Raw genomic sequence first — 25,484 nt, forward strand, 5'->3', positions numbered from 1 at the left:
TCGGTCTGTGGATCAGGCGGGCTCGGACGTGACGTGGGTGTTGTCCGGCGTGATCACCTTGGCCTCGGCGGCGGCCGCCGCCGGGGCGTCCGTGACGTGCGTGTTGAGCGGCTTGACGGTGTCGTCCGCCGGAGCGTCGGTGACATGCGTGTTGAGCGGCTTGACCTTCGCGCCCGCCGGAGCGTCGGTGACGTGCGTGTTGTCCGGCTGGACGATCGTGTCGTTCTCGGTGTTGCCCATGGTGCCTCCCCTGGGTGGTTCGTGTGGAACGTGAGGCCCGCCCGGTCACTCCCCCGAGAGTGGCCGGGCGGGTCACTCGAGCCGCCCAACCCTAATCCCCCGGTACGGCGGCCCTCACCGCGGTCCGTCCGCCCCCCGACGCGACGGATCGACAAGCAAGAGACTGTCGAGCCGCGATAAACGAACGATGAACGTCCCCGCGGAACGTCAGGCGGCCGCCATCGGAGCCAGGAGCTTGCGGACCTCGGCAGCCTCGGGAGAGTCGAGGTTCTCGTAGATGTCGAGGGCTTCTCGCCAGCAGACCTGCGCTCGCCCCGACTGACCGATGCCGTTCAGGGCTTTGCCCAGCACGGTCAGGACATGGCCCCGGCGCCATTCGCCTCCGATGCCCCGTAGGACGGTGAGTGCCATCTCGGCGTTGCTCGCGGCCTGGGCCGGCCTGCGGGCGTCCAGGTCGACATCCGCGAGCCGGAAGAGCGTCATGCCCTCCCACAGCCGCTGGCGGCTGTCGCGGAAGACGCGCAGGGCTTCTTCCAACTGCTCGGCCGCGCTCGCGTGCTGGCCGGTCTTGGCGAGGGCCATGCCGAACGCGTAGCGTCCGTTCGCTCCCCGCAGGGTGTGGCCGAGTTCCTGGTAGATGTCCGTGCCCTGGCGGGCGAGGACGACCGCGGTGTCGGCGCGGTCCGTCGCCAGATGCAGACGCGACAGGTTGCACAGGGCGGCCGCCGTGCCCGCGAGGTCACCGCAGCCGCGGAACTTCTCGATGGCCTGGCTGAAATAGCCTTCGGCGTCGTCGTGCCGATTCTGGTAGAACGCCGTGCTGCCCAGCACGTTCGCCGCCCAGCAGGAGGGCAGCGGATCCTGGGCCGCCTCGGCGAGCTGGAACGCCTCCAGAGCCTCGCGGTACGCCTGGTCGAACACCCCGGAGAACAACCGCGCGTTGCTCAGCACGACCGAGGCCCTGGCCTCGGCGCGTACGTCGCCCGCCTCCTGAGCGGTCCTGCGGAGCGCGGCTGCGGCGGCCTCGTACTCCCGCGAGTTGGCGCCGGACTCGGCAAGGTCGACAGACGCCCACAGGAGATCGATGGCGCGCCGCAGTGTGCCCCCGGTGGCGGACTGCCGTACACAGGCGAGCAGGCAGACCGCCTCCGCGTACAACCAGTCCTGGGCCCGACGCCGGTCCTCGAACGTCAGCCCCGGATACTCGGCCGGCTGCAGATGGTCCACCAGCCGGTCCCCCGGCCGCTCGATCGCGTAGACCCGGGCCGCCGTGGCCAGGTAGAAGTCCAGCAGCCGCGACATCGCGGCCTGCCGCTCGCTCGGCGGCTGTTCGTCGCGTTCCGCGCAGGCGCGCGCGTAGAGCCGGACCAGGTCGTGGAAGCGGTAGCGGCCGGGCGCCGCCGACTCCAGCAGGGAGGTGTCCACGAGGGCCTCCAGGAGGTCCTCCGTGTCCTCCGGCGGGAGGTCCAGGACCGCCGCTGCCGCCGCCAGGGAGATGTCCGGGCCGTCGGCCAGGCCCAGCAGGCGGAAGGCCCGGGCCTGGGCCGGTTCCAGCTGGCCGTAGCCCAGTTCGAAGGTGGCCTTCACGGCGAGGTCGCCGGCCTGCAGTTCGTCCAGGCGGCGGCGTTCGTCCGCCAGCTTGGCCGCGAGGACCGAGACCGTCCAGGTGCGCCGGGCGGCGAGCCGGGACGCCGCGATGCGGATGGCGAGCGGCAGGAAGCCGCAGGCGGCCACCACGTCCAGGGCGGACTCCCGCTCCGCCGCGACCCGCTCCTCGCCCACGATCTTGGTGAAGAGCGCGAGGGCCTCCTCCGGGGACATCACGTCCAGGTCCACCAGGTGCGCGCCGGCCAGGTCGACCATGCGCACGCGCGAGGTCACCAGGGCCGCGCAGCCCCCCGTGCCGGGCAGCAGCGGGCGCACCTGGGCCGCGTCCTTCGCGTTGTCCAGCAGGAGCAGCACCCGGCGGCCGTCCAGGACCGAGCGGTACAGGGCGGCCCGCTCGTCCAGGGAGTCGGGGATCGCCGAGTCGGCTGTGCCGAGCGCCCGCAGGAACGAGCCCAGCACCGTCTCCGGTTCCGCCGGGCGGGGGCCCGCGCCCTGGAGGTCGGCGTACAGCTGGCCGTCCGGGAAGGCGCCCCGCGCCCGGTGGGCGACATGCACGGCCAGGGTCGTCTTGCCCACGCCGCCGATGCCGGCCAGGGCCGAGACGGCCATCACCCGGCCCGCGGCCTGTGACGCGGAGGACAGGACCTCGCTCAGCTCCTCGACGAAGGCGGAGCGGCCGGTGAAGTCCGGGACGGAGGCGGGGAGCTGGGCGGGGCGGACGGGGAGCACCGCGGGCTCCGCCGCGGGGGAGGAGGGCTCCGCCAGCGCCGGGTCCGCCTTGAGGATGCGGTGCTGCAGCTTCCGCAGGCCCGGGCGGGGGTCCACGCCCAGTTCCTCGGCCAGCAGGCGGCGGGTGTCGGCGTAGACCGCCAGGGCCTCGGCCTGCCGTCCGCTGCGGTAGAGCGCGAGCATCAGCAGTTCGCGCAGGCGTTCGCGCAGGGGGTGCGCCGCGGTCAGGGCGGTCAGTTCGGAGACCGCCTCGGCGTGGCAGCCCTGCTCCAGGTCCATGTCCAGGCGGGACTCCAGCAGTCCCAGGCGCCATTCCTCCAGGCGGACCCGCTGGGTCTCGGCGTACGGGCCGGGGACGCCGGCCAGGACCTCGCCGTCCCACACGGCCAGGGCCTCGTTCAGGAGCGTTCGGGCGCGGCGCAGGTCGCCGGCGGCCCGTGCCTTCTCCGCCTGTGCCGCGAGGTCCTGCGCGGCCGCCAGGTCCAGGGCGCCCTCGCGCAGACCGCGGACGGCGTAGCCGCCCGACTCGCTGACCAGGACGCCGGGGGTCAGGATCTTCCGCAGGCGTGAGGCGTACGTGCGCAGCGCCGCCAGGGCCTGCGAGGGGGGTTCGGCGCCCCACAGGGCGTCGATCAGCTCCGCCGCCGTCGCCGTACGGCCCTCGCGCAGCAGCAGGGCGGCCAGCAGGGCGCGCTGCTGGGGCGAGCCCGTGCTGAGCTGCTCCTCGCCGCGCCAGGCCCGCACCGGACCGAGCACGCCGAAGCGCAGCGCCTCCCGATCCGTGAGGGTCACGGATCCGGGACGCCGCTGCTCGGGCACTCGCGGCCCACCGTCCATGCGTTCGTCCCTCCTGGGGCCCGGCATCACGAACAACCCCGTCAGTTTGCCTTGTTCGGGCCGGTTCCGTCAGCCGTGGGAGACGCCGATCACAGGGCGGTGCATTTCAGTCCACAAACCCCTCACACCCTCTTCGCAGACAGTCGTTCCCCACGCGATAGCTGACGGACCGTCAGATCAGCGCTACGGTGAGGGACATGGAGACCACACAGTTCCCGCTGATCATCTCCGTCGACGACCACACCGTGGAGCCCGCCACCGTCTGGCAGGACCGGCTGCCGAGGAAATACCTCGACGAGGGGCCCCGGATCGTGCGCGCACCGGTGAAGGAGATGACCTTCCTGGGCGGGCGTTTCAGGCCCGTCATGGGCGAACCCGGCGGTACGGACGGACCGCTCGGCGACTGGTGGGCGTACGGGGACCTGCGCCGCCCCCTCACCCGCCTCGACACCGCCGTCGGCTGCGCCCGGGACGAGGTCAAGCTCGAGGTCATCACGTACGAGCAGATGCGGCCCGGGTCGTACGACGTGGCCGCCCGGCTCGCCGACATGGACGTCAACCACGTCCAGTCCGCCGTCTGCTTCCCGACCTTCCCGCGCTTTTGCGGACAGACCTTCGCCGAGGCCGAGGACAAGGAACTCGCCCTGCTGTGCGTGCGGGCCTACAACGACTGGATGGTGGAGGAGTGGTGCGGGCCGAAGGCGCAGGGCCGGCTGATACCGCTCACGCTCGTCCCGCTGTGGGACGCCGAGCTGGCCGCCGCGGAGGTGCGGCGCAACGCCGCGCGGGGCGTGCGGGCCGTCGCCTTCTCCGAGATACCCCCGCACCTGGGCCTGCCGTCCGTCCACGGCGACGCGTGGGACCCGTTCCTCGCCGCCTGCGACGAGACCGGCACGGTCGTCGCCATGCACATCGGCTCCAGCAGCCGGATGCCCTCGACCTCCGCCGACGCCCCGCCCGCCGTCGGCTCCACCATCACCTTCGCCAACTGCTGCTTCTCGATGGTCGACTGGCTGATGAGCGGCAAGTTCGAGCGCTTCCCGAACCTGAAGGTCATGTACGCCGAGGGCCAGATCGGCTGGATCCCGTACATCCTCGAACGTGCCGATGTCGTGTGGGAGGAGAACCGGGGCTGGGGCGGGGTCGCCGACAAGGTCACCCGGCCGCCGTCGGAGACCTTCGCCGGGCACGTCTACGGCTGCTTCTTCGACGACGCCTTCGGGCTCAGGAGCCTCGACTCCATCGGCGTCGGCAACGTCCTGTACGAGACGGACTACCCGCACTCCGACTCCACCTGGCCGAAGTCCCGTGAGGTCGGCGAGGCGCAGATGGGGCATCTGCCGGCGGACGTGGTCGAGCGGATCGTCCGCGGCAACGCCATCGAGCTGCTCGGACTGGCGCGGGACGGCCGCTGGAGGGGCGCGAGGTGAGCCTCGCGTACGGCATCCAGCTGCCCGTCCAGGCGCAGAGCGCCCTGTTCGCGGAGGCGTGGGAGGCCGCCGCCGGAGGGGAGGACCTGGTGGCACTCGCGCGGGCCGTGGACGCCGCCGGGTTCGACTACCTCGCCGCCTGCGACCACGTGGCCGTCCCGCACCGGCTCGCCCCGGCCATGAGCACGGTCTGGTACGACCCCGTCGCCACCCTCGCCCACCTCGCCGCCGTCACCGAGCGCGTCCGGCTGCTCAGCCATGTGGCCGTGGTGGGGCTGCGGCACCCGCTGCTCACCGCCAAGCAGTACGCCACCCTCGACCACCTCTCGGGCGGCCGGCTGGTCCTCGGGGTCGGGGCCGGGCACGTACGGGAGGAGTTCGAGGTGCTCGGGGCGGACTTCGAGCGCCGGGGGGCCGTGCTCGACGAGGTGATCGACGCGCTGCGGGCCGCGCTCGGGCCGCAGGAGTTCCCCGAGCACCACGGGAAGTTCTACGACTTCGGCGGGCTGGGGCAGCGGCCCCGGCCCGCGCAGGCGCACGTCCCGCTGTGGGTCGGCGGCTCCTCGCCCGCCGCCGTGCGCCGGGCCGCGCTCAAGGGTGACGGCTGGCTGCCGCAGGGCGATCCCCGGGAGCGGCTGCCCGCGCAGATCGCCCGGTTGCGGCGGCTGCGCGAGCAGGCGGGCGCCGAGGGGCCGTTCACCGTCGGCGCGATCGCCGAGCCGCTGTACGTCGGGCGGGCCGGCTGGGACGTCGGGCGGCGCACGCTCACCGGGGCGCCACAGGAGATCGCCGAGTCGCTGCGGGCCTACCGGGCGATGGGCGTGGACCAGATCCAGGTGCGGTTCCGCAGTCGGAGCCGGGCCGAACTCATCGAGCAGATCGGGCTGTTCGGGGCGGAGGTCGCACCCGGGCTGGACTGAGGAGGCAGGACCGACATGGGCAAACTGGACGGGCGCGTCGTCATCATCACCGGGGCGGCACGCGGACAGGGTGAGCAGGAGGCGCGGCTCTTTCGCGCGGAGGGCGCTCGGGTGGTCGTCGCCGACGTCCTGGACGACCAGGGGGAGGCCCTGGCCAAGGAGATAGGCGCGCTGTACGTCCATCTCGACGTCGGCACCGAGGAGGGCTGGCAGGAGGCCGTGGCGGCCGCCAAGGCGGCGTACGGGCACCTCGACGGGCTCGTCAACAACGCGGGGATCCTGCGCTTCAACGCCCTCGTGGACACCCCGCTGGACGAGTTCATGCAGGTCGTGCAGGTCAACCAGGTCGGCTGCTTCCTGGGCATGAAGACGGTGGTGCCGGAGCTGGCCGACGGGGGCACGATCGTGAACACCGCCTCCTACACGGCCATGACCGGCATGGCGGCGGTGGGTACGTACGCCGCGACCAAGCACGCCGTGCTGGGGCTGACCCGGGTGGCCGCGCTGGAGCTGGCGGCCCGGGGCATCCGGGTCAACGCGATCTGTCCGGGCGCCATCGACACCGCGATGTCCAACCCGGCCCGGCTGGACCCGGACGCCGACCCGCAGGAGCTGAGCCGGGCCCTGGACGAGCTGTACCGCAAGCTCGTACCGCTCGGGCGGGTCGGCAAGCCCGAGGAGGTGGCGCGGCTGGCGCTCTTCCTCACCTCGGCGGACTCCTCGTACATCACCGGGCAGCCGTTCGTGATCGACGGTGGCTGGCTGGCGGGGGTCTCGGTCATCTGACGCTCCATCAGCTATTGACCCGTCGTACGGCTGGTGCGACAGTCATCGAAACTGACGATCCGTCAGAAATCTTCGGAACCGGGGAGGGTGAGCCGCCTTGGAATTCGGGCTCTTTGTACAGGGATACGTGGGCAAGCGCGCCGAGACCGACCCGCTCGCCGAGCACAAGGCGCTGATGGAGGAGACCGAGTACGTCATCCAGGCGGACAAGTCCGGCTTCAAGTACGCCTGGGCCTCCGAACACCACTTCCTGGACGAGTACTCGCACCTGTCGGCCAACGACGTCTTCCTCGGCTACCTCGCCCACGCGACCGAGCGCATCCACCTGGGCTCCGGGATCTTCAACCCGCTCGCCCAGGTCAACCATCCCGTGAAGGTCGCCGAGAAGGTCGCCATGCTGGACCACCTCAGCGAGGGCCGCTTCGAGTTCGGCAGCGGGCGGGGCGCCGGCAGCCACGAGATCCTCGGCTTCCTGCCCGGCATCACCGACATGAACTACACGAAGGAGATCTGGGAGGAGACCATCGCCGAGTTCCCGAAGATGTGGCTCCAGGACGAGTACGCCGGCTTCCAGGGCAAGCACTGGCAGCTGCCGCCGCGCAAGGTCCTGCCGAAGCCGTACGGGAAGTCGCATCCGGCGATGTGGTACGCGGCCGGGTCGCCGCCGTCGTACGCCATGGCCGCGAAGAAGGGGCTCGGCGTGCTCGGCTTCAGCATCCAGAAGGTCTCCGACATGGAGTGGGTGCTGGAGCAGTACAAGACGGCGGTCGTGAACGCGGAACCCGTCGGGGACTTCGTGAACGACAACGTCATGGTGACGACGACGGCGATCTGCGCGCCCACGCACGCGGAGGCGATCGACATCGCCGTGCACGGGGGGCTGCACTACCTGCCCTCGCTCGTCTTCCGGTACCACGACACGTTCCCGCGCCCCGAGGGCTTCCCGGTCTGGCCGGAGACGCTGCCCCGGTACACACCGGAGTTCGTGGAGCTGCTCATCGCGGAGGAGCTACTGATCTGCGGGGATCCGGACGAGGTGCTGCGGCAGTGCAAGCGGTGGGAGCAGGCCGGGGCGGACCAGCTGAGCTTCGGGTTGCCGGTGGGCGTGCCGAAGGAGGAGACGCTGCAGACGATCCGGCTGATCGGGGAGCACGTGATTCCGAAGATCGACACGGATCCCGTCCACCGGACCTCGCGGTTCCGGGCCGCCGTGTGAGCGCGGCCCCGCGCCCCCAGGTGCCTCACCGCCACCGCAGTTGAGAGGGAGCCCCATGCTCGATCACGTCATCAAGGGCGCGACCGTCGTCGACGGGACCGGCGCCCCCGCCTTCACCGCCGACGTCGGCATCCGGGACGGTCGCACGGTCGTCGTCGGTGAGGTCACCGAGGAGGCCCGTACCACCGAGGACGCGAGCGGACTCGTCCTCGCCCCCGGTTTCGTCGACCCCCACACCCACTACGACGCCCAGCTCTTCTGGGATCCGTACGCGACCCCCTCCCTCAACCACGGGGTGACCACCGTCGCCGGCGGGAACTGCGGCTTCACCCTCGCGCCCCTCAACCCCGCCCGTCCCGAGGACGCCGACTACACCCGGCGGATGATGTCCAAGGTCGAGGGGATGTCCCTGGTCGCGCTGGAGGAGGGGGCGCCCTGGAGCTGGCATTCGTTCGGCGAGTACCTGGACGCCCTCGACGGGCGGATCGCCGTCAACGCCGGTTTCATGGTCGGGCACTGCGCGTTGCGGCGCCATGCCATGGGGCCGGAGGCGGTCGGCGGGCAGCCCACCGAGGAGCAGCTCGGCGCGATGCTCCGGCTGCTGCACGAGGCCATGGACGCCGGGGCCTGGGGGCTGTCCACCACGCAGTCCCGCACGCACTCCGACGGGGACGGGCAGCCGGTCGCCTCCCGGCATGCCGGGCCGGCCGAGCTGCTGGCGCTGTCGAGGGCCGTCGGCGAGCACGAGGGGACGCAGATCGAGGCGATCGTCACCGGGTGCCTGGACCAGTTCAGCGACGAAGAGATCGATCTGCTGGTGGAGATGAGCGCGGTGGCCGGGCGGCCGCTCAACTGGAACGTGCTCACCGTCGACGCGGCCGTCCCGGAACGGGTGCCCCGGCAGCTGAGCGCGAGCGAACGGGCCCGGAAGGCCGGGGGACGCGTGGTGGCGCTCACCATGCCGATCCTCACCCCGATGAACATGTCCCTGGGGACCTTCTGCGCCCTCAACCTCTTCCCGGGATGGGGCCCGATCCTCGCGTTGCCCGTGCCGGAGCGGATCGCGAAGCTGCGGGACCCGGAGGTCCGGGCGCAGATGCTGCGGGGGGCCCGGTCGAAGGAGGCGGGCGTGCTGCGGCGGCTCGCGAACTTCGGGCGGTACGTCATCGGGGACACCTACAGCACGGCCAACCAGGGCCTGACCGGCCGCGTCGTACGGGACATCGCCGAGGAGCGGGGGCTGGATCCGCTGGCCTGCCTCGTGGAGATCTGCGCCGCCGACGATCTGCGCACGGTGCTGTGGCCGATGCCGTCCGACAACGACCCCGCCTCCTGGGCGCTGCGCGCCGAGACCTGGCAGCACGAGGACGTGCTGCTCGGCGGCTCCGACGCGGGCGCGCATCTGGACCGGATGTGCGGGGCGCCGTACACGACCCGGTTCCTCGGGGACTGCCTGCGCGGCCGGAAGCTGATCGGGCTGGAGCGGGCGGTGCAGATGCTCACCGACGATCCGGCGCGGCTGTTCGGGCTGCGGGAGCGGGGGCAGGTGAGGGAGGGCTGGCACGCGGACCTCGTGCTGTTCGACCCGGAGCGCATCGACGCCGGTCAGGCCCGGCTGGTGCACGACCTGCCCGGTGACAGTCCGCGCCTGGACTCGCGGGCGATCGGGGTGCGGGCCGTGTGGGTCAACGGGGTCGAGGCGATCCGGGACGACGTGGTGACCGGGGCCGTACCGGGCAGGGTGCTGCGCTCGGGGACCGACACCCGCACGGTGAGCACGCGGTGAGCGAGGGTCAGCGGCTGTTCGTCGGCGGCGCGTGGGTGGAGCCCGCCGACGGGCACTACCCGGTGACCGACCCGGCCACCGAGGAGACCGTCGGCTGGGCGCCCGAGGCCTCGCCGGCACAGGCGCGGGAGGCCTGCGCGGCGGCCCGGGAGGCGTCGGCGGCGTGGTCGCGGACGCGGCCGCAGGAGCGGGCGGCGGTGCTGGGCCGGGCCGCCGACATCATCCGGGGCCGACTGGAGCCGTACGCCGGGCTGGCCCGCGCCGAGACCGGCGCGACCACGGGGACGGCCCGCGCGATGCAGGTCGGGGTGGCCGCCGCCCGGTTCCGCCGGTACGCGGGCGTGGAGCCCGCCGAGTGGGCGATCGCGCCGCAGATCAACGAGGCCGGTCCGATGGGGAGGGCCGCAGTGATGGGCGCCCTGGCGGTACGGCAGCCCGTCGGCGTCGTCACTTGTGTCACCTCCTACAACAACCCGTGGGCCAACCCGGCCGGCAAGGTCGCCCCGGCTCTGGCCATGGGCAACACGGTGGTCGTGAAGCCCGCCCCACAGGACCCGCTGTCCGTCTACCGGATGGCGGAGGCGCTCCAGGAGGCCGGTGCGCCGCCGGGCGTGGTGAACGTGGTCTCCGGGCGGGACGTGGCCGTGGGCGAGGCGGTGGTGGCCTGCGACGACGTCGACATGGTCAGCTTCACCGGGTCCACGGCCGTCGGCCGGCGGATCGCGGAGGTCTGCGGGCGGGACATGAGGCGCCAGCTGATGGAGCTGGGCGGCAAGGGCGCGGCGCTCGTCTTCGACGACGCCGACCTCGGCTCGGCCGTCGCCGGCATCGGCACCACCTTCTCCTTCTACAGCGGGCAGATCTGCACCGCCCCGACACGGGTGCTGGCCCAGCGCGGGGTGCACGACCGGCTGGTGGAGCAACTGGCCGCCTTCGCGGTCCGGTTGAAGGTGGGGGACCCGCGGGCGGCGGACACGGTCGTCGGGCCGGTGATCTCGGCCGAGCACCGGGCACGGGTCGAGTCGTACGTCGAACTCGGCCGCAAGGAGGGCGCGTCGGTGGTCGCGGGCGGCGAACGCCCTGCGCTGGACCGCGGCTTCTACCTCGCCCCGACCCTCCTCGCTGACTGCACCAACGACATGCGGGTGGCCCGGGAGGAGATCTTCGGGCCGGTCGTCGTGGTCGTCCCCTTCGACGACGAGGAGGAGGCGGTGGCCCTCGCCAACGACTCCGACTACGGGCTCGTCGACTACGTCTGGTCCGGCGATGTGGCCAGGGCCTTCCGGGTCGCCCGGCGGCTGCGGGCGGGCGGGGTCGGCATCAACACCGTCGGCCGCAACATGGAGGCCCCTTTCGGCGGTTTCAAGAAGAGCGGCGTCGGCCGCGACGTGGGCTCCTACGCCCTGCACGCCTACAGCGAGGTGCAGGCCATCGTGTGGCCGGGGTGAGGTTCTGGCACCGTGGGCTCCATGGAGCAGACGGTGAGGGTCGAGGGCGGCGAGGTCTGGGCGGACGACTCGGGAGGTGAGGGGCTCCCCGTGGTGCTGCTGCACCCGGGGATCGCGGACTCGCGGGTGTGGGAGCCGGTGCTGCCCGAGCTGACCGCGCGGTACCGGGTGATCCGGTACGACGCCCGGGGCTTCGGCAGGTCGCCGGCGCCGACGGGGCCGTACACGCAGACCGGGGACCTGCGGCGGGTGCTGGACCACTTCGGGGCGTTCCGCGCGGTCCTGGTCGGCAGCAGCATGGGCGGCAGGTCCGTGATCGACTTCGGGCTGAGCGATCCGCGGCGGGTGGCCGCCCTGGGGCTGCTGGTGCCGGGCGTCACCGGTTACCCGAAGCTGGAGTCCCCGGACCTGAGCGCGGAGATCGTCCGGTTGGCACAGGCGGGGGACATGGACGGCCTGCTCGCCCTGTCCCTGCGTACCTTCGCGGCGGCGGGCGGCGCGTCGGACGCTCGGGCCGCCGAGCTGGTCCGGGACTCGTTCCGGGGCTGGTTCTCCACTTTTGGCCACGAGCAGCCGGAGCGGCCAGCCTTCGAACGACTGTCTGAACTCCGGGTGCCCTGCACGCTGTTGCTGGGCGAGCAGGACACGCCCCGGGTGGTCGCCTGCAACGAGGCGATGGCCGCCCGCATCCCCGGCTGCCGGCTCGTCCGCGTCCCGGGGAGCGACCATCTGCCCACGCTGCGGGCTCCGGAGACGGTGGTGCGGGTGATCACCGACCTGTTCGAGCGGGTCGGATGAGCCGGCCGCGGGATCCCCGGGGCGGGGCCGTCAGTCCTCCAGGTCCACCCGGATCGTCAGCAGGTCCGTGCCGAAGGCGCGTACCGCCGCGCTGTTGAAGCGGGGCAGCGAGCGCAGCCGGGCCACCGGGTCGTCGTCGGGGAGGAGGTGGGCGGTGCCCTGGTGCCAGCGGCCGGCGATTCGGACGCGGACCTTCGGGTCGGCCTGGATGTTGCGCACGTACTGCGACTTGTGGCCGAACTCCGAGACCAGCCAGAAGGACTGGCCGACCGTGCGCCCGCCGACCGGCGTCCGCCGGGGCAGGCCGGAGGTGCGGCCGGTGGTCTCCAGCAGGATCTGGGTCGGCATCCGCCGGTTGAGCGGATTGGCGAGATGCCGCTGGAAACGGGTCACGAGACGGTGCTTGAGGTCGCTGCGGCCTGTCATGTCTCTCGCTCTCCTGCTCTGCTGTGATCCGGCGCCCGGGAGTCAATGATCCAGCATGACCTCACCCGCCCGCCTCGGGCAGGGGAGCGGTGTTCATCGGGCCGCCTGGGCGGCGGCCCGGGCCTTCGCCTGGGCGTGGGCGACGTAGCGGACGGTGAAGACCATCGGGACGGCGAACCCGGCGATCTGGACGACGGTCGCGGGCGTCGTGTGGGCGTGTCCGGCGTGGTCCAGCACGGCGAGGACGACGGCTGTCACGGCGAAGGCGGCGGTCCACGCGGCGGTGATGACCGTGTTGATCCGGATGAACGGCCTCGCGGTCCAGTACTCGCGCGGGGTGGTGCGTTTGGCGATGCCGAGGGTGAAGGGCCGGCCGACGGCCAGCGACACTCCGGCGATGACGGCGAGGGTGCCGGAGGAGAGGGCCGCGGAGTAGTCGTGCACGCCCGAGTGCGGGTCGGCGAAGGCGACGGCCGTGAGGACCGCGAAGAAGACCGCCGAGCCCGCCTCGATGACGAGCGCGTCGAAGCCGGCGCCGGCCCGCTTCTGCTGGGCGATGATCGCCACGCTCAGCACGAGGGCGGCCAGGGCGCCCCACTGCCAGTCCCCCGAGGGGACGACGGCGAAGACGATCCACGGCAAGAACGTGCGCAGGTACGACATGGGTTCCCCCGGGCGGTGTGAATTCCAATCTCGACATGTCAAAAGTAGAAGGTCAACTCTCGACATGTCAACAGTGGAAGGTAGAGTGGGGGTCATGAGCCTCAGACACGCACTGCTCGGCCTGCTCTCGGACCGCCGCGCCAGCGGCTACGACCTGCTGAAGACGTTCGAGACCTCACTGGCCAACGTCTGGCCGGCCACCCAGAGCCAGATCTACACCGAGCTGACCAAGCTGGCGGGCTCCGGGCTGATCGCGGTGGCCGCCGAGGGCCCGCGCGGCCGCAAGGAGTACGAGATCACCGGCGAGGGCATGGCGGAACTGCGCCACTGGCTGACCGAGGTGACACCCCAGCGCACCCTCCGCAGTGACGTCCTGCTGCGCGTCTTCTTCCTCGGCGTGCTCACCCCCGAGCAGGCGCACGCCTATCTGACCGACCTGATGGAGATGTCCCGGTCGGGATACGAGCAGCTGCGGCAGCTGCACGACTCCGTCGACTGGGACGACGGCAACCTCTCGGTCCACGGCCGGATCGCCCTGGAGTACGGCCTGCGCTTCAACGCGATGCGGCGGGAGTGGGCCGAATGGGCGGCGCAGCAGCTCACACAGCCCCGAGGAAGACAGGGTTGGTGAAGGCCGCCAGTGCCCCCGGCACCGGCCCGAGCGCCGTCTCGTGCCGCACCTCGGCGCGCACGTACGCCGCGTAGGAGGGCGTCGTGCGCCACTCGACCGTGCCCGTGCCCGACACCGGCAGCGGATCGCTGGTGAACAGCACGCCCTGGTCGGTCACGAACCGCACCGAGCAGCGCGGTGCCCCCGAGATCTCCAGCCGTACGGTCACCGGGCTGTCGGCGGCCACCTCCAGCCGCTCCCCGATGCCGGCCCGCTGCCCGCGCCCGCCCGTCACCGTGAAGTCGAGGGCCACGTTCTTCGACTCGGCCACGTACGAGCGTCCGGCGCGGATGCCTTCCTGGATCGCCGCCCGGCTCAGGTCGTCGGCGAGGACGACCGTCTGGGGCATGCCCACCGCGTCGGGGTCGCGGTGGGCGTCGCTGTTGCCCATCGCCGGCAGCCAGGCCCGCCCCTGCCGCACGGAGGCCACCAACTGGTTGTCCCAGTCGGCCAGGGTCACCTCGTCGTCCGGGGTGTAGGGGCCGTTCCACACCTCCACGGCGTCCGCCTCGGCGAAGCCGAACTTCCAGCCGCAGCCCACACAGGTGGCGTGCGGGTGGGCGGGGACGACCAGGCCGCCGGCGCGGCGGATGTCCCGGGCGAAGCGGGCCCAGCGGTTGTCCCGGGCCCGGTAGCGCCAGTCCACGAACGTGCCGGGCTCCGTGCCGAGCGCCACCACGTGGCCGTTGCGGGTCGTGACCTCCTCGCCGAGCATGATCAGCAGGTCGTCGCCCGCCTGGTCCGCCCAGTGGGGGTGGGAGGAGTGGGTGTTGTGGTCCGAGGAGTTGATGAAGTCCAGGCCCGCGGCCCGCGCCAGGGCCGCGATCTCGGCCGGGGTGCGGCGGCCGTCGGAGTACCAGGAGTGCAGATGGCAGTCGCCCCGGTACCAGGCCCGGCCCCGGCCCTTGGCCCGGGAGGGCGGGTACACCGGCCGCGGGGTCCCGCCCGCCGCGCCGTAGGTCAGCGTGATCGTCAGCTCGTACGCCAGCCCCTGCGGCGCCACCGTGTAGGGGCCCAGCGCGACGTACCAGGTGCCCTCCCGCATCGGGCCGGGGACGTAGCCGGGGGTCGCGTCGTCGGCCCGCACGAAGAACTCCGTGCGGGCGCCGCCCGACCAGCCGCGAAAGCCCCGGCCGCCCAGCTCGGTGCCGCGCTCGTCGAAGAGGCCGATGTCGAGGGCGTTGCCCTGGGTGCCGACCGGGACCGAGGGCTTGTCGTAGGTGTAGGAGACCTTGATCTCCCGCACACCGGCGGGCACTTCGACCGGTACGTACACGAAGTCGGGGGAGCCGGGCGGCAGGGTGCCGCTCACGGTCCGGGTCTCCTGCTGCTGGCCGTCCGCCGCTGCGAAGCTCACGCTTCCCAACGTAAGGGCAGCGGCGGCGCCCGTCACGAACAGCGCGCGTCTGCCGATTCCCTGGGCCTGACCGTGCGTGTCGTCACACATGGTGGTCAATCTCCCGTCCTGGCGTGAACTCCCGTGGAAGAGAAGGGAATTGGCAGACGGGAGTTGATGGAAGGCTGCGTGTCATGCGCGCGACACCATGGGAGGGTAATGCCGACCAGTCGGTATGGACAGAGGAGATCCGGCCCGGTACAGATGGGACATGCGTATCGCCGTCACCATCTTCCTCACCGACGAGACCATCGCGCCGGTCCGACTCGCCCGCGAACTCGAGCAGCGCGGCTACGCCGGCCTCTACCTGCCCGAGCACACCCACATCCCCGTCGAACGGACCACCCCGTACCCGGCCGGAGGCGACCTCCCGAGGGAGTACGGCCGCACCCTCGACCCCTTCGTCGCCCTGGGCCAGGCCGCCGCCGTGACCGAGCGGCTGACCCTCGGCACCGGCATCACCCTCGTCGCCCAGCACGACCCCATCGCCCTCGCCAAGCAGATCGCCACCCTGGACCATCTGTCCGGCGGCCGTCTCACGCTCGGCCTCGGCTACGGCTGGAACGTCGAGGAGGCCGCCGACCACGGCGTCGCCTGGCGCGCCCGCCGGGAACTGGTCCGGGACCGCACGCGGCTCATGCAGGCGCTGTGGTCCGCGGAACCGACCGCCCACGACGGCGAGTTCGGGAGCGTACGCGCCAGCCACGCCCACCCCAAACCGGTGCAGAAGCCGCGCGGACCGGTCGTCGGCCCGCGCACGCTCATCGGCGGGGCGGCCGGCCCGAAGCTGTTCGCACACATCGCCGAGTACACCGACGGCTGGCTGCCGATCGGCGGCCGGGGCCTCACCGAGTCCCTGCCGGTGCTGCGTTCGGCCTGGGCGGACGCGGGTCGCGACCCGGCCGCCCTCCAGGTCGTCCCGTACGCGGTCCTGCCGACCCCCGGCAAGCTCGCGCACTACGCCGAACTGGGCATCGAGGAGGCCGTGCTGCAGCTGCCGTCGGCGGGGGAGGCACAGGTGCTGGAGGCGCTGGACGCGTACGCGAGCTTCTTGTAGGCCGGACGGAGCCGGCAGGGCCTGATCAAGCCGAACGTATGGTGGAGGGATGACGACTTCCGCGACCTCTGGAACCGGCCCGACCGAGAACTCCATGCGTCGCGCCCTCAAACGCGCCCGGGACGGTGTCGCCCTCGACGCCTCCGAAGCGGCGGTGCTGCTCCAGGCCCGCGGCGAGGCCCTGACCGACCTCGCCGCGTCCGCCGCCAGGGTGCGTGACGCGGGCCTCGAACAAGCGGGCCGGCCCGGTGTCATCACGTACTCGAAGAGCGTCTTCATCCCCCTCACCCGGCTGTGCCGGGACAAGTGCCACTACTGCACCTTCGTCACCGTCCCCGGCAAGCTGCGCCGGGCCGGGCACGGGATGTTCATGTCCCCCGACGAGGTGCTGGACATCGCCCGCAAGGGCGCCGCCCTCGGCTGCAAGGAAGCCCTGATCACCCTCGGCGACAAGCCGGAGGACCGGTGGCCCGAGGCGCGCGAGTGGCTCGACGCGCACGGCTACGACGACACCATCGCCTACGTCCGCGCCGTCTCCGTCCGCATCCTGGAGGAGACGGGCCTGTTGCCCCATCTCAACCCGGGCGTCATGACCTGGACGGACTTCCAGCGCCTGAAGCCGGTGGCACCGAGCATGGGCATGATGCTGGAGACCACGGCGACCCGCCTGTGGTCCGAGCCCGGCGGCCCCCACCACGGCTCCCCCGACAAGGAACCGGCCGTCCGGCTGCGGGTGCTGGAGGACGCCGGCCGCTCCTCGGTCCCCTTCACCTCCGGTCTGCTCATCGGCATCGGCGAGACGTACGAGGAGCGCGCGGAGTCCCTCTTCGCGCTGCGGAAGGTGTCGAGGGCCTACCACGGCATCCAGGAGCTGATCATCCAGAACTTCCGCGCCAAGCCGGACACGGCGATGCGCGGCATGCCGGACGCCGAGCTGGACGACCTGGTCGCCACGGTGGCGGTCGCCCGGCACATCATGGGCCCCGCGGCCTGCCTCCAGGCGCCGCCGAACCTCGTCGACTCCGAGTACGAGCGCCTGATCGGCGCGGGCATCGACGACTGGGGCGGGGTGTCGCCCCTGACCATCGACCACGTCAACCCCGAGCGCCCCTGGCCGCAGATCGAGGAGCTGACCGCGAGGTCGGCCGCCGCCGGCTTCCGCCTGCGCGAACGCCTCTGCGTCTACCCGGAGTTCGTCCGTCGCGGCGAGCCCTGGCTGGACCCGCGGCTGCGCCCGCACGTCGGCGCGCTCGCCGATCCGGACACGGGGCTCGCGCGTGCGGACGCGGTGGTCGAGGGCCGCCCCTGGCAGGAGCCGGAGGAGACCTTCGCCCTCCCGGCCGGCCGCACGGACCTGCACCGCACGATCGACACCGAGGGCCGTACGGGCGACCGCCGGGACGACTTCGACGAGGTGTACGGCGACTGGGAGGCGCTGCGCGAGGCAGCCGCGCCCGGCATGGCACCCGAGCGGATCGACACGGACGTGCGCCAGGCCCTGGCGACGGCGGCCGACGACCCGACGAAGCTGACCGAGGCCGAGGCCCTGGCCCTGCTGCACGCGGACGGCCCGGCGCTGGACGCGCTGTGCCGGGTGGCCGACGACGTGCGCAGAGCGGCGGTCGGCGACGACGTGACGTACATCGTCACCCGCAACATCAACTTCACCAACGTCTGCTACACGGGCTGCCGCTTCTGCGCCTTCGCCCAGCGCAGGACGGACGCGGACGCCTACACGCTCTCCCTTGAGCAGGTCGCGGACCGCGCCCAGCAGGCCTGGGACGTCGGCGCGGTCGAGGTGTGCATGCAGGGCGGCATCCATCCCGACCTGCCCGGGACGGCGTACTTCGACATCGCGAAGGCGGTCAAGGAGCGGGTCCCGGGCATGCATGTCCACGCCTTCTCGCCCATGGAGGTCGTGAACGGCGCCACCCGCACCGGTATGTCGATCCGCGAATGGCTGACGGCGGCCAAGGAGGCCGGCCTGGGCTCCATCCCGGGCACGGCGGCGGAGATCCTCGACGACGAGGTCCGCTGGGTGCTGACCAAGGGCAAGCTGCCGACGGCGACATGGATCGAGGTGATCAGGACCGCCCACGAACTGGGCATCCGTTCCTCCTCCACGATGATGTACGGCCATGTCGACCAGCCCCGCCACTGGCTCGGCCATCTGCGCACGCTGGCCCGGATCCAGCGCGAGACGGGCGGTTTCACGGAGTTCGTCACCCTCCCCTTCATCCACACCAACGCGCCGGTCTATCTGGCGGGCATCGCCCGTCCCGGCCCGACGACGCGGGACAACAGGGCGGTGACGGCGATGGCTCGTCTCCTCCTCCACCCCTGGATCCCCAACATCCAGACAAGCTGGGTGAAACTGGGCGCCGAGGGTGCGGCGGAGATGCTCCGCTCCGGCGCGAACGACCTCGGCGGCACGCTGATGGAGGAGACGATCTCCCGTATGGCGGGTTCCTCCTACGGCTCGTACAAGTCGATCCGCGACCTGGTGGCCGTGGCCGAGGCGGCCGGCCGCCCGGCCCGAGCGCGCACCACGCTCTACGGCGAGGTCTGCGAGGAGCGGCGGCAGGCGGCACAGGCCTCCGACGGGCACCTGCCGGAACTGCTGCCGGTGCTGGACTGAGTACGATGATCCGACCCCGTACCGAGAAGGGGCCCCAGAGCGCCCCCTAGCGGAGGAGATGCGTACCCGTGGCTGCCCGACTGCCCTCGTGGGCCTGGGTCACCGGTCTGACGGCGGGAGCGACCGCGGCCGTCGTCGCCCTCGCCGTGCAGGCGGACCACGGGCCGCATCCCACGGCCGCCGTGGCCAAGCCCGGCGCGTCGGCGTCCGCGGGCGCCCACGCGTCCACGGCCCCGAAGCCCTCGGCCCCGCCCGCGCTGCCCGCCGCCTCGGGCGAGGGCCGCCGGATCGTCTACTCGCTCGGCGGGAAGCGGGTCTGGCTGGTCGACGCGACGGACAAGGCGACGCGTTCGTTCACGGTGTGGCCGGGCACGGTGAACCCCCGGCTCGGCCGCTACTCGATCACCCAGCGCACGCAGTCCCTCAAGGGCTCGGACGGCGTCGAGGTCGAGCACATCATGTACTTCGACAAGGTGTCGGGCGTGTTCATAGCCTTCTCCAACGCCCTGGACGGCTCCTCGCCGCCGCCCGCGAACGGCCAGAAGCTGGGCGGCATCCGCCTCCACAAGGAGGACGGAGCCGCGCTGTGGTCCTTCGGCGAGAAGGGGACGACGGTGGCGGTCGTCAGCTAGCCGCCTCCTGGCGGGAGGGCAGCAGGTTGACGATCAGAGCGACCCCGCTGAGGGTGAAGATCCGGATGGCGGCGTCCAGCCCGTTCCACGACTTGGACTGCCACATCGAGAACCACTCACCGCCGATCGCGATGAACCCGGCGCCGAAGAGCAGCAGCAGCATCAGCAGGCCGTAGGTGGAGACACGGCGGGCGAGGTCGTCTTTGCGCCACGCCCAGAGCCAGGTCCCCCAGATCAGTACGAGCGCGGACACGGTCTCCCACACGATGATGAGGACGTACGCGGTGTCCTGAAGGCCGGTGCTGGTGATCGCCCGCCACATCAGGTCGTGGTCCTTGAACGTCGTGTCCATCGCCAGCACATGCCGTACGAACTGCTGGTTCGTGCCGAAGTCGGTGATGTTCCCGAAGGCGACGAGGGCGATGTAGAGAGCGAGTATGCCGGTGAGCACACCGGCGGCCGGCCTGAGGCCGGAGTTGCGCGTGGGGGTGGTGGTCATGGCCGAATTCTCTCCTACCGGAGACCGGGTCAGCACGTGTCCATTGCGCCAGAATGAGGGACGGGCCACGGGGGAAGGGCGGACGCACGGATGGCGCAGGCACGGCCGTCGATACAGGAGCTGATCGCACGGCGAAGGCGCGCGGGGTTCATCGGCCGGAGCGGCGAACGGGCCGCGTTCCGCGAGAACTTGGACCTGGCCCCGGAGGACGAACGCCACCGCTTCCTCTTCCACGTCCACGGCCACGCGGGCGTCGGGAAGACGTTCCTGGTGCGGGAGTTGGAGCAGATCGCGCGCGAACGCGGGGCGCTGACCGCGTACGTGGACGAGAGCGCGGGCAGCGTGCCGGACGCGCTGGCGGTGATCAGCCACCAACTCGCCCGGCAGGGCCACCGCTTGAAGAAGCTGGACGAGGCACTGGCCACCCACCGGGAGCGGCGGCACGAGGCCGAGGCCGCGGCCCTCGCCCTGGAGCCCGAGACGGCACCGCGCCCGTCGGCCGGTGCGCTCGCCGTCGCGCGGGCCGGGCTCGTCGGACTCGGCATGGTGCCGGGCGTCGGACCGTTCACGGGCGCCCTGGACGCGGACCGGCTCGCCCAGGGCGCCGACCGATTGCGCGCCGGACTCAGCGCGCGCCTGCGCAACCAGGAGGACGTGCACCTGGTGCTGTCGCCGGAGCGCGTCCTGACGCCGGTGCTGCTCGGCGAACTGGCCGCTCTCGCCCCCTGCGTACCGTGGATCGTCCTGCTCTTCGACACCTACGAGCGCACGGGCCGGTTCCTGGACGGCTGGCTGCACGAGATCATGACGACGGACCGGCACGGCGCCCTGCCGGCCGATGTCGTCCTGGTGACCGCCGGTCAGCTGCCGCTCGCCTCCGCCCGCTGGGGCGGATTCGCGGACTTCGTGGCGGACGTGCCGCTCGGTCCGTTCACGGAGGCGGAGGCGCGCGGACTCCTCGCGGACAAGGGCGTCCGGGCCGAGCCGGTGGTCGCCGAGGTGCTGCGGCTGACCGGAGGACTGCCGGTTCTCGTCTCGACCCTGGCCGAGGCCCGCCCTGCCGACCCGCGCGACGTGGGCGATCCCAGCGGGACGGCCGTGGAGCGGTTCCTGAAGTGGGAGCAGGACCCGGTGCGCCGGGCCACCGCGCTGGCCTGCGCGCTGCCGCGGACGCTGGACGCGGACGTGGTCCGGGCCGTGGTCGAGTGCCCCGAGGAGGAGTTCGACGGGCTGTACGCGTGGCTGCGGGGCATGCCGTTCATCAGCGAGCGCGGGGACCGGATGCGGTACCACGATCTCGTCCGGGCGCCGATGCTGCGGCTCCAGCGCCGCCAGTCGCCCAGGGGCTGGGCGCAGCGCCACCGGCAGCTCGCGCGGACCTTCACGCGGTGGCTCGCGGAGACCGAGGCGGCACTGGAACCCGGTGAGTTCTGGAAGGAGGAGGACTGGCGGGAACTGCGCCTCGCCGAGTCCTACCACTGTCTGTGCGCGGATCCCCGTACCGCGCTGCCCGGCGTCCTCGGGGACCTCGTCACCGCCTGCGACCACGGCGACGACGTCCTGTGGCGCTGGGTGCGCCTGCCGGCCGAGGCGGGCGAGGACACCGGCTCGCGGAACCTGGAGAGCTGGGGCAGCGCGCTCGCGGAGGCGTTCACGGCGGACGGGGTGGCCGGGGTGGCCGGGGTGCTGCTGGACCGGGCGGGGGGCGAGGAGCCGTGGCGGGCGACGGCCCGCGCGGTGCGGGCCGACGCCCTGGCGCGCGGCGGCGACCAGCAGGGAGCACTGGAGGAGTACGACCGGGCCCTCGCGCTCGATCCCGCGCTGGTGCGGGCCCTGCGGGGCAAGGTCCTGGCGCGCAGCTCCCTCGGTGACTACCGTGCGGCCCTTGTGGATCTGCGCCGGGTGGTGGAGCTGGAGCCGGACAACCCGTACAACATGTTCCTGCGCGGCGAGCACCTGCGGATCCTGGGCCGGTACGAGGAGGCGCTGGCCGACCTCGACCACGGGATCCGGATCGACCCCGGCCAGTCGTTCGCCTGGGCCTCCCGGGGGGCCGCCCGCCTCGCCCGGGGCGAGCTGGAGGAGGCGCTGGCCGATCTGGACCGTGCCCTCGACCTCAACCCCGACTACGCGTGGGCGCTCGCCCGGCGTGCCCGGCTGTGGCGTGCCCGCCGGGACCGGACGCGGCAGCTCGCCGACCTGAACCGGGCCCTCGCCCTCCAGCCGGACTGGGCCTGGGGCCGGTGCGAACGCGGTGACGCGCTCCGGGTGGCCGGCCGGGACGAGGAGGCCCTCGTCGACTACGACCGGGCGCTCGCCCTGGACCCCGACTACACGTCGGCGTACGCGAGCCGCGGGGCCTCGCGGGCCAACCTCGGCCGCCTCCGCGAGGCCCTTGCCGACTTCGACCGGGCCCTGCTGCTCGATCCGGTGTACGTGTGGGCGCTGCGGCGGCGGGCGGCGGTGCACCGCGCACTCGGCGCGGACGATCGGGCCGAGGCGGACGAGGCGCACGCCGACCGGCTGTCGGCGCCGCAACCCTGGCCATCGGACGAGCACCCCTCGTCCGTCGACTGACCCGCTCCGGCACGCCGCCCGGCGCGGTCAGCCCTCCAGCAACTGCGCCTTCAGCCGGTGCAGTTCACGGGAGTCCAGGCCGAGGGCCTGCTTCTCGTAGGCGGTGAAGGTGCCGTACTTCTGCGCGACCTCGTCGAAGCCGGAGTCGAGGTACTCGGCGCGGACGTCCAGCAGCGGCTTGTAGATCGCGGCCTGCGCCGGAGGCAGGGCGGCGAGGGTCGCGGCGTTGGCGGCGGCGCGGTAGTCGTTGGAGGCGAGGTAGTCCGCCATGACCGTCTCGCGGGGTACGCCGAGGGCGGTGAGCAGGGTGGCGCTCGCCCAGCCGGTGCGGTCCTTGCCGGCCGTGCAGTGGTAGAGGCTGCCGTCCGCGTCCTCGACCAGGCCGGCGAAGACCGAGGAGTAGGCGGTCTTCGCGGTGTCGCCGCTGACCATGTACTTCTCGGCGCCGACCATCATCTGCTCGGCCGCCTGCGGCGAGGTCGGCATGGTGCTGACCGCGCCGGACCCGCCGAGGACGTCCGCGACGACATGGCGGGCGCCGGCGGGCAGACGGTCGGGGCCGCTCGTACGCTCGGAGGCGGTCCGCAGGTCGTAGTCGACCGCTATGCCGAGGCGCTGGAGCTTGGCGAGGTCGGCGTCGGTGAGGTTGTTGAGCGCGTCGGAGCGGTAGACCACGCCCATCCGCACCCAGTGGCCGTCCTCGGTGCGGTACCCGCCCGCGTCACGGAAGTTGACGGTGCCCTGGAGCTTGACCAGCCGGTCGGCGAGGTGCAGGCCCTCGCCCCGGTCGGGCACGAGGTCGAACCACTGCCGGTCGGCGGCGGGCAGCCCGCGCACGTTGACGGTCGCGGAGGAGCCGCCGACGGCGACCGTACGGCCGTCCGCCCGCACGACGACCCGGCGGACGCCCGGCGCGTCCCAGGTGATGCGGTACGAGCCGTCGTCCTCGGCGGTCACCTGCGCCGCGGTGAACGGGATGCGGTGCGAGGCGTGGTGGTGCGCGTGGTGGTGGGCGCCGGCATCCGGCGCGGCAGCGGCGGCGGGCGCGCAGACGCCGGTGAGCAGAGCGGCGGCCGCCAGGGCGTACGCGGCCGCGTTGACACGTGTCTTGTTCGGCATGGCCGAGATCGTTCGGTGGCCATGGGAAGGGTGTACGAACACGAGCTGAACAGCCCTCGTCGAACACCGGTCGTGATCTCGCCGCCCCGGGACGGCGGCGCCCGGCGAAGGGGGCCGGCCGCTCTTCTCGACGGCGGGGAAGCGCCGGCTGGGCGGGAATGACCCGAGGGGGGTGATTTGCCCCCGTGAACGGATCGTTCGGAGTCGATTACAGTGCTGAGCGTCGTACGGACGGACGGTGCCGTGAGGAGGTCTGGGTGGGTGCGACATCCGGCGCCATCTGGGGCCGAGCCGAGCAGCAGGATTTCCGCAGCAGGGTGCGCGGCACCCTGCTCGGGGCGGCCGTGGGCGACGCCCTCGGCGGGCCCGCCGATGCGCTGTCCCTGGACGAGATCCGGGCCGCGTACGGTCCCGAAGGGCTGCTCGACCTGGCCTTCGGCCATGGGCGGCGCGGCACGGTGACCCATCACACCCAGCTCACCCTCTTCACGGTGGACGGCTTGATACGCGCCCAGGTGCGCCGCGACACCGGCGCCTGGCATCCGCCGACCGATCTGCACCGGGCGTATCTGCGCTGGGCGGCCACCCAGCGGGACTGGGGGCCCGACGAGCGCCGCAAGGACGACGGCTGGCTCGCCCGCGAGGAGTGGCTCTACGCCCGCCGCGAGCCGACCCGGGGCCTGCTCGTCGGGTTCGGGGACGAGGCCATGGGCACACTGGAGTCGCCCAAGAACCCCGGTGAGCTGGGCCCCGAGGCGGTGGCCCGCTCGGCGCCGTTCGGGCTGCTGGTCGGCTGGGAGCCCCAGCTCGTCGTACAGCTGGCGGTGGAGTGCGCGGCGCAGAGCCACGGGCATCCCATCGCCTATCTGGCGGCGGGTGCGTACGCCGTGATCGTGCATGCGCTGGCCCGGGGCGAGAGCCTCGACGGCGCGGTGCAGCGGGCTCTCGCCCTGCTCGCCGCCCGCCCCGGCCACCAGCCCGTCTCGGACGCCCTGCAGCATGCCCTCGGGGCGGTGCGGCAGGGGATTCCCGGCCCGACCCGGGTGGAGGAGCTGGCCGGGGACGGCACGGCGGACGGGCTGCTGGCGGCGGCCGTGTACTGCGCGCTCGTGGGGGAGGACGTGCGGCACGGGCTGTGCCTGGCGGTGAACCAGGGCGGGCCGTCGGCCGCGGCGGGCGCCCTGACCGGCGGGCTGCTCGGCGCGCTGCACGGAGAGACGGCCCTTCCGCCGGGATGGCTGGTGGAGCTGGAGGGCCGTCCGACGCTGCTGGAACTCGCCGACGACTTCGCGATGGAGATGACCCAGGGACCGGCGCTGCACGGCCCCGCCGGCTCGTCGCCGGGGTGGCTGGCGCGGTATCCGCGCTAGGCGCACACCCGACAAGGGGTTTACCCGCTCTTCGTACCCACGGACGGGCGATGCCAACTCGGGTGCGGTCACGGCGAGTTGTCGCGCGGCTACGTTGAGACGCGGAACGTAGAGGCCGCATTCCGGTCTTCCGGTCCTCGGGCCCTGCGTTCCTCCCTCTGTCTTCCTTCTCACCCCAGGAGTGCTCTGTGCGCCGACAGCTCATGAAGCTCGCCGGTCTCGCCGCCGCCGGGCTGCTCGCCCTGACCGCCGCCCAGACGACCGCCCACGCCGCGCCCGCGAAGGCCGCCGCCGACAAGGCGTACTTCGTCTTCCAGGACATCACCCGCGAGCAGTTCACCATCGAGCTGACCGACCCCGCGAAGATCGAGCACGCCCGTGAGCTGGTCAGCGGCGAGACCTCGGACAGGCCGCACGTCATCGGACGCATCGTCAAGCGCACGGCGTACTACAACCCGCGGTGGAGCTACCACCTCAACCCCGACACCATCGACTTCTTCGACCAGGCGATCGAGGTCTGCGACTCGACCATCCCGTACACCGAAGAGCACCTCGACGAGGCGGGCGGGCCCTTCCTGCCCGGTCTGGTCTGGTGCCCGTGGACCTCGCGCCTGGTGCGCGAGGTCCCGCGGCCGTAAC

21 protein-coding genes are annotated in these 25,484 nt (G+C 72.5%); 14 read left to right on the forward strand and 7 right to left on the reverse strand.

Annotated features, from left to right (window positions below; translation table 11 throughout):
- Positions 1–12 precede the first annotated feature (12 nt).
- Together AQI95_RS11310 and afsR are read right to left on the reverse strand one after the other, a co-directional pair.
- Positions 13–240 carry a hypothetical protein gene (locus AQI95_RS11310; protein WP_067120997.1) on the reverse strand — a complete coding sequence of 76 codons (228 nt, stop codon included), beginning with the start codon at positions 238–240 and terminating at the stop codon, positions 13–15.
- Positions 241–447: 207 nt separating this feature from the next.
- Entirely contained in the window at positions 448–3,414 is a 2,967-nt protein-coding gene (gene afsR, locus AQI95_RS11315) for an SARP-family global regulator AfsR (RefSeq protein ID WP_067121000.1), read from the reverse strand.
- A 197-nt stretch (positions 3,415–3,611) separates the two neighbouring features.
- On the opposite strand from afsR, the gene AQI95_RS11320 reads away from it, so the two are divergent.
- The 7 genes from AQI95_RS11320 to AQI95_RS11350 all read left to right on the forward strand — a co-directional run bounded on the left by AQI95_RS11320 (position 3,612) and on the right by AQI95_RS11350 (position 11,798).
- The gene (locus AQI95_RS11320) at positions 3,612–4,844 is read left to right on the forward strand and encodes an amidohydrolase family protein (protein ID WP_067121002.1); all 1,233 of its coding nucleotides are present in this window, start codon (positions 3,612–3,614) and stop codon (positions 4,842–4,844) included.
- Positions 4,841–5,764: an LLM class F420-dependent oxidoreductase gene (locus AQI95_RS11325; protein WP_244188704.1), complete on the forward strand. Its 924-nt coding sequence runs from the start codon at positions 4,841–4,843 to the stop codon at positions 5,762–5,764. Before AQI95_RS11320 ends, AQI95_RS11325 begins: the two co-directional genes overlap by 4 nt.
- A 15-nt stretch (positions 5,765–5,779) precedes the next feature.
- The gene (locus AQI95_RS11330) at positions 5,780–6,550 is read left to right on the forward strand and encodes an SDR family NAD(P)-dependent oxidoreductase (RefSeq protein WP_067121006.1); all 771 of its coding nucleotides are present in this window, start codon (positions 5,780–5,782) and stop codon (positions 6,548–6,550) included.
- Between the two features lie 97 nt (positions 6,551–6,647).
- Positions 6,648–7,766, forward strand: a complete 1,119-nt coding sequence (locus AQI95_RS11335) for an LLM class flavin-dependent oxidoreductase (RefSeq protein WP_079071188.1) — start codon at positions 6,648–6,650, stop codon at positions 7,764–7,766.
- Positions 7,767–7,821: 55 nt separating this feature from the next.
- Positions 7,822–9,552, forward strand: a complete 1,731-nt coding sequence (locus AQI95_RS11340; protein WP_067121010.1) for an N-acyl-D-amino-acid deacylase family protein — start codon at positions 7,822–7,824, stop codon at positions 9,550–9,552.
- On the forward strand, positions 9,549–11,000 hold the full coding sequence (locus AQI95_RS11345; protein WP_067121012.1) for an aldehyde dehydrogenase family protein: 1,452 nt from the start codon (positions 9,549–9,551) through the stop codon (positions 10,998–11,000). Before AQI95_RS11340 ends, AQI95_RS11345 begins: the two co-directional genes overlap by 4 nt.
- 21 nt (positions 11,001–11,021) lie before the next feature.
- Positions 11,022–11,798, forward strand: coding sequence for an alpha/beta fold hydrolase (locus AQI95_RS11350; protein WP_067121551.1), 777 nt, complete (start codon positions 11,022–11,024; stop codon positions 11,796–11,798).
- A 30-nt stretch (positions 11,799–11,828) separates the two neighbouring features.
- On the opposite strand, the gene AQI95_RS11355 is transcribed toward AQI95_RS11350, so the two are convergent.
- Positions 11,829–12,224, reverse strand: coding sequence for a nitroreductase/quinone reductase family protein (locus AQI95_RS11355; RefSeq protein ID WP_067121014.1), 396 nt, complete (start codon positions 12,222–12,224; stop codon positions 11,829–11,831).
- A gap of 93 nt (positions 12,225–12,317) precedes the next feature.
- Complete coding sequence (locus AQI95_RS11360) at positions 12,318–12,887, reverse strand: hypothetical protein (protein ID WP_067121016.1); 570 nt, start codon at positions 12,885–12,887, stop codon at positions 12,318–12,320.
- A gap of 94 nt (positions 12,888–12,981) precedes the next feature.
- Between AQI95_RS11360 and AQI95_RS11365 the strand changes: the two genes are divergently transcribed.
- A complete protein-coding gene (locus AQI95_RS11365; protein ID WP_067121018.1) occupies positions 12,982–13,518 on the forward strand; it encodes a PadR family transcriptional regulator in 537 nt (178 codons plus the stop codon).
- Here the strand turns inward: AQI95_RS11365 and AQI95_RS11370 are convergent.
- Positions 13,487–15,004, reverse strand: coding sequence for a CehA/McbA family metallohydrolase (locus AQI95_RS11370; protein ID WP_067121020.1), 1,518 nt, complete (start codon positions 15,002–15,004; stop codon positions 13,487–13,489). The two genes, AQI95_RS11365 and AQI95_RS11370, sit on opposite strands and share 32 nt — an antisense overlap.
- A gap of 160 nt (positions 15,005–15,164) precedes the next feature.
- Here AQI95_RS11370 and AQI95_RS11375 point away from each other — a divergent pair, with 160 nt between their 5' ends.
- The 3 genes from AQI95_RS11375 to AQI95_RS11385 all read left to right on the forward strand — a co-directional run bounded on the left by AQI95_RS11375 (position 15,165) and on the right by AQI95_RS11385 (position 19,280).
- Positions 15,165–16,010, forward strand: a complete 846-nt coding sequence (locus tag AQI95_RS11375) for a TIGR03619 family F420-dependent LLM class oxidoreductase (RefSeq protein ID WP_067121021.1) — start codon at positions 15,165–15,167, stop codon at positions 16,008–16,010.
- A 49-nt stretch (positions 16,011–16,059) separates the two neighbouring features.
- Positions 16,060–18,648, forward strand: coding sequence for a bifunctional FO biosynthesis protein CofGH (locus AQI95_RS11380; protein WP_067121023.1), 2,589 nt, complete (start codon positions 16,060–16,062; stop codon positions 18,646–18,648).
- 68 nt (positions 18,649–18,716) lie between these two features.
- A complete protein-coding gene (locus AQI95_RS11385) occupies positions 18,717–19,280 on the forward strand; it encodes a hypothetical protein (RefSeq protein ID WP_067121025.1) in 564 nt (187 codons plus the stop codon).
- Here the strand turns inward: AQI95_RS11385 and AQI95_RS11390 are convergent.
- Positions 19,273–19,779 (reverse strand): DUF2165 domain-containing protein, encoded by a 507-nt coding sequence (locus AQI95_RS11390; protein ID WP_067121027.1) that lies wholly within the window; start codon positions 19,777–19,779, stop codon positions 19,273–19,275. The two genes, AQI95_RS11385 and AQI95_RS11390, sit on opposite strands and share 8 nt — an antisense overlap.
- A gap of 90 nt (positions 19,780–19,869) precedes the next feature.
- Here AQI95_RS11390 and AQI95_RS11395 point away from each other — a divergent pair, with 90 nt between their 5' ends.
- Positions 19,870–22,356, forward strand: a complete 2,487-nt coding sequence (locus AQI95_RS11395) for a tetratricopeptide repeat protein (RefSeq protein ID WP_067121029.1) — start codon at positions 19,870–19,872, stop codon at positions 22,354–22,356.
- 27 nt (positions 22,357–22,383) lie between these two features.
- Here AQI95_RS11395 and AQI95_RS11400 read toward each other — a convergent pair whose 3' ends face one another.
- A complete protein-coding gene (locus tag AQI95_RS11400) occupies positions 22,384–23,475 on the reverse strand; it encodes a tyrosine-protein phosphatase (RefSeq protein WP_067121031.1) in 1,092 nt (363 codons plus the stop codon).
- Positions 23,476–23,732: 257 nt separating this feature from the next.
- Here AQI95_RS11400 and AQI95_RS11405 point away from each other — a divergent pair, with 257 nt between their 5' ends.
- Positions 23,733–24,845, forward strand: a complete 1,113-nt coding sequence (locus AQI95_RS11405; RefSeq protein WP_067121033.1) for an ADP-ribosylglycohydrolase family protein — start codon at positions 23,733–23,735, stop codon at positions 24,843–24,845.
- Positions 24,846–25,033: 188 nt separating this feature from the next.
- On the forward strand, positions 25,034–25,483 hold the full coding sequence (locus AQI95_RS11410) for a BP74-related protein (protein ID WP_067121035.1): 450 nt from the start codon (positions 25,034–25,036) through the stop codon (positions 25,481–25,483).
- The last annotated feature ends 1 nt before the right edge of the window (position 25,484 follow it).

Origin of the sequence: Streptomyces yokosukanensis (assembly GCF_001514035.1) — a bacterium.
Classification (GTDB): Bacteria; Actinomycetota; Actinomycetes; order Streptomycetales; family Streptomycetaceae; genus Streptomyces; species Streptomyces yokosukanensis.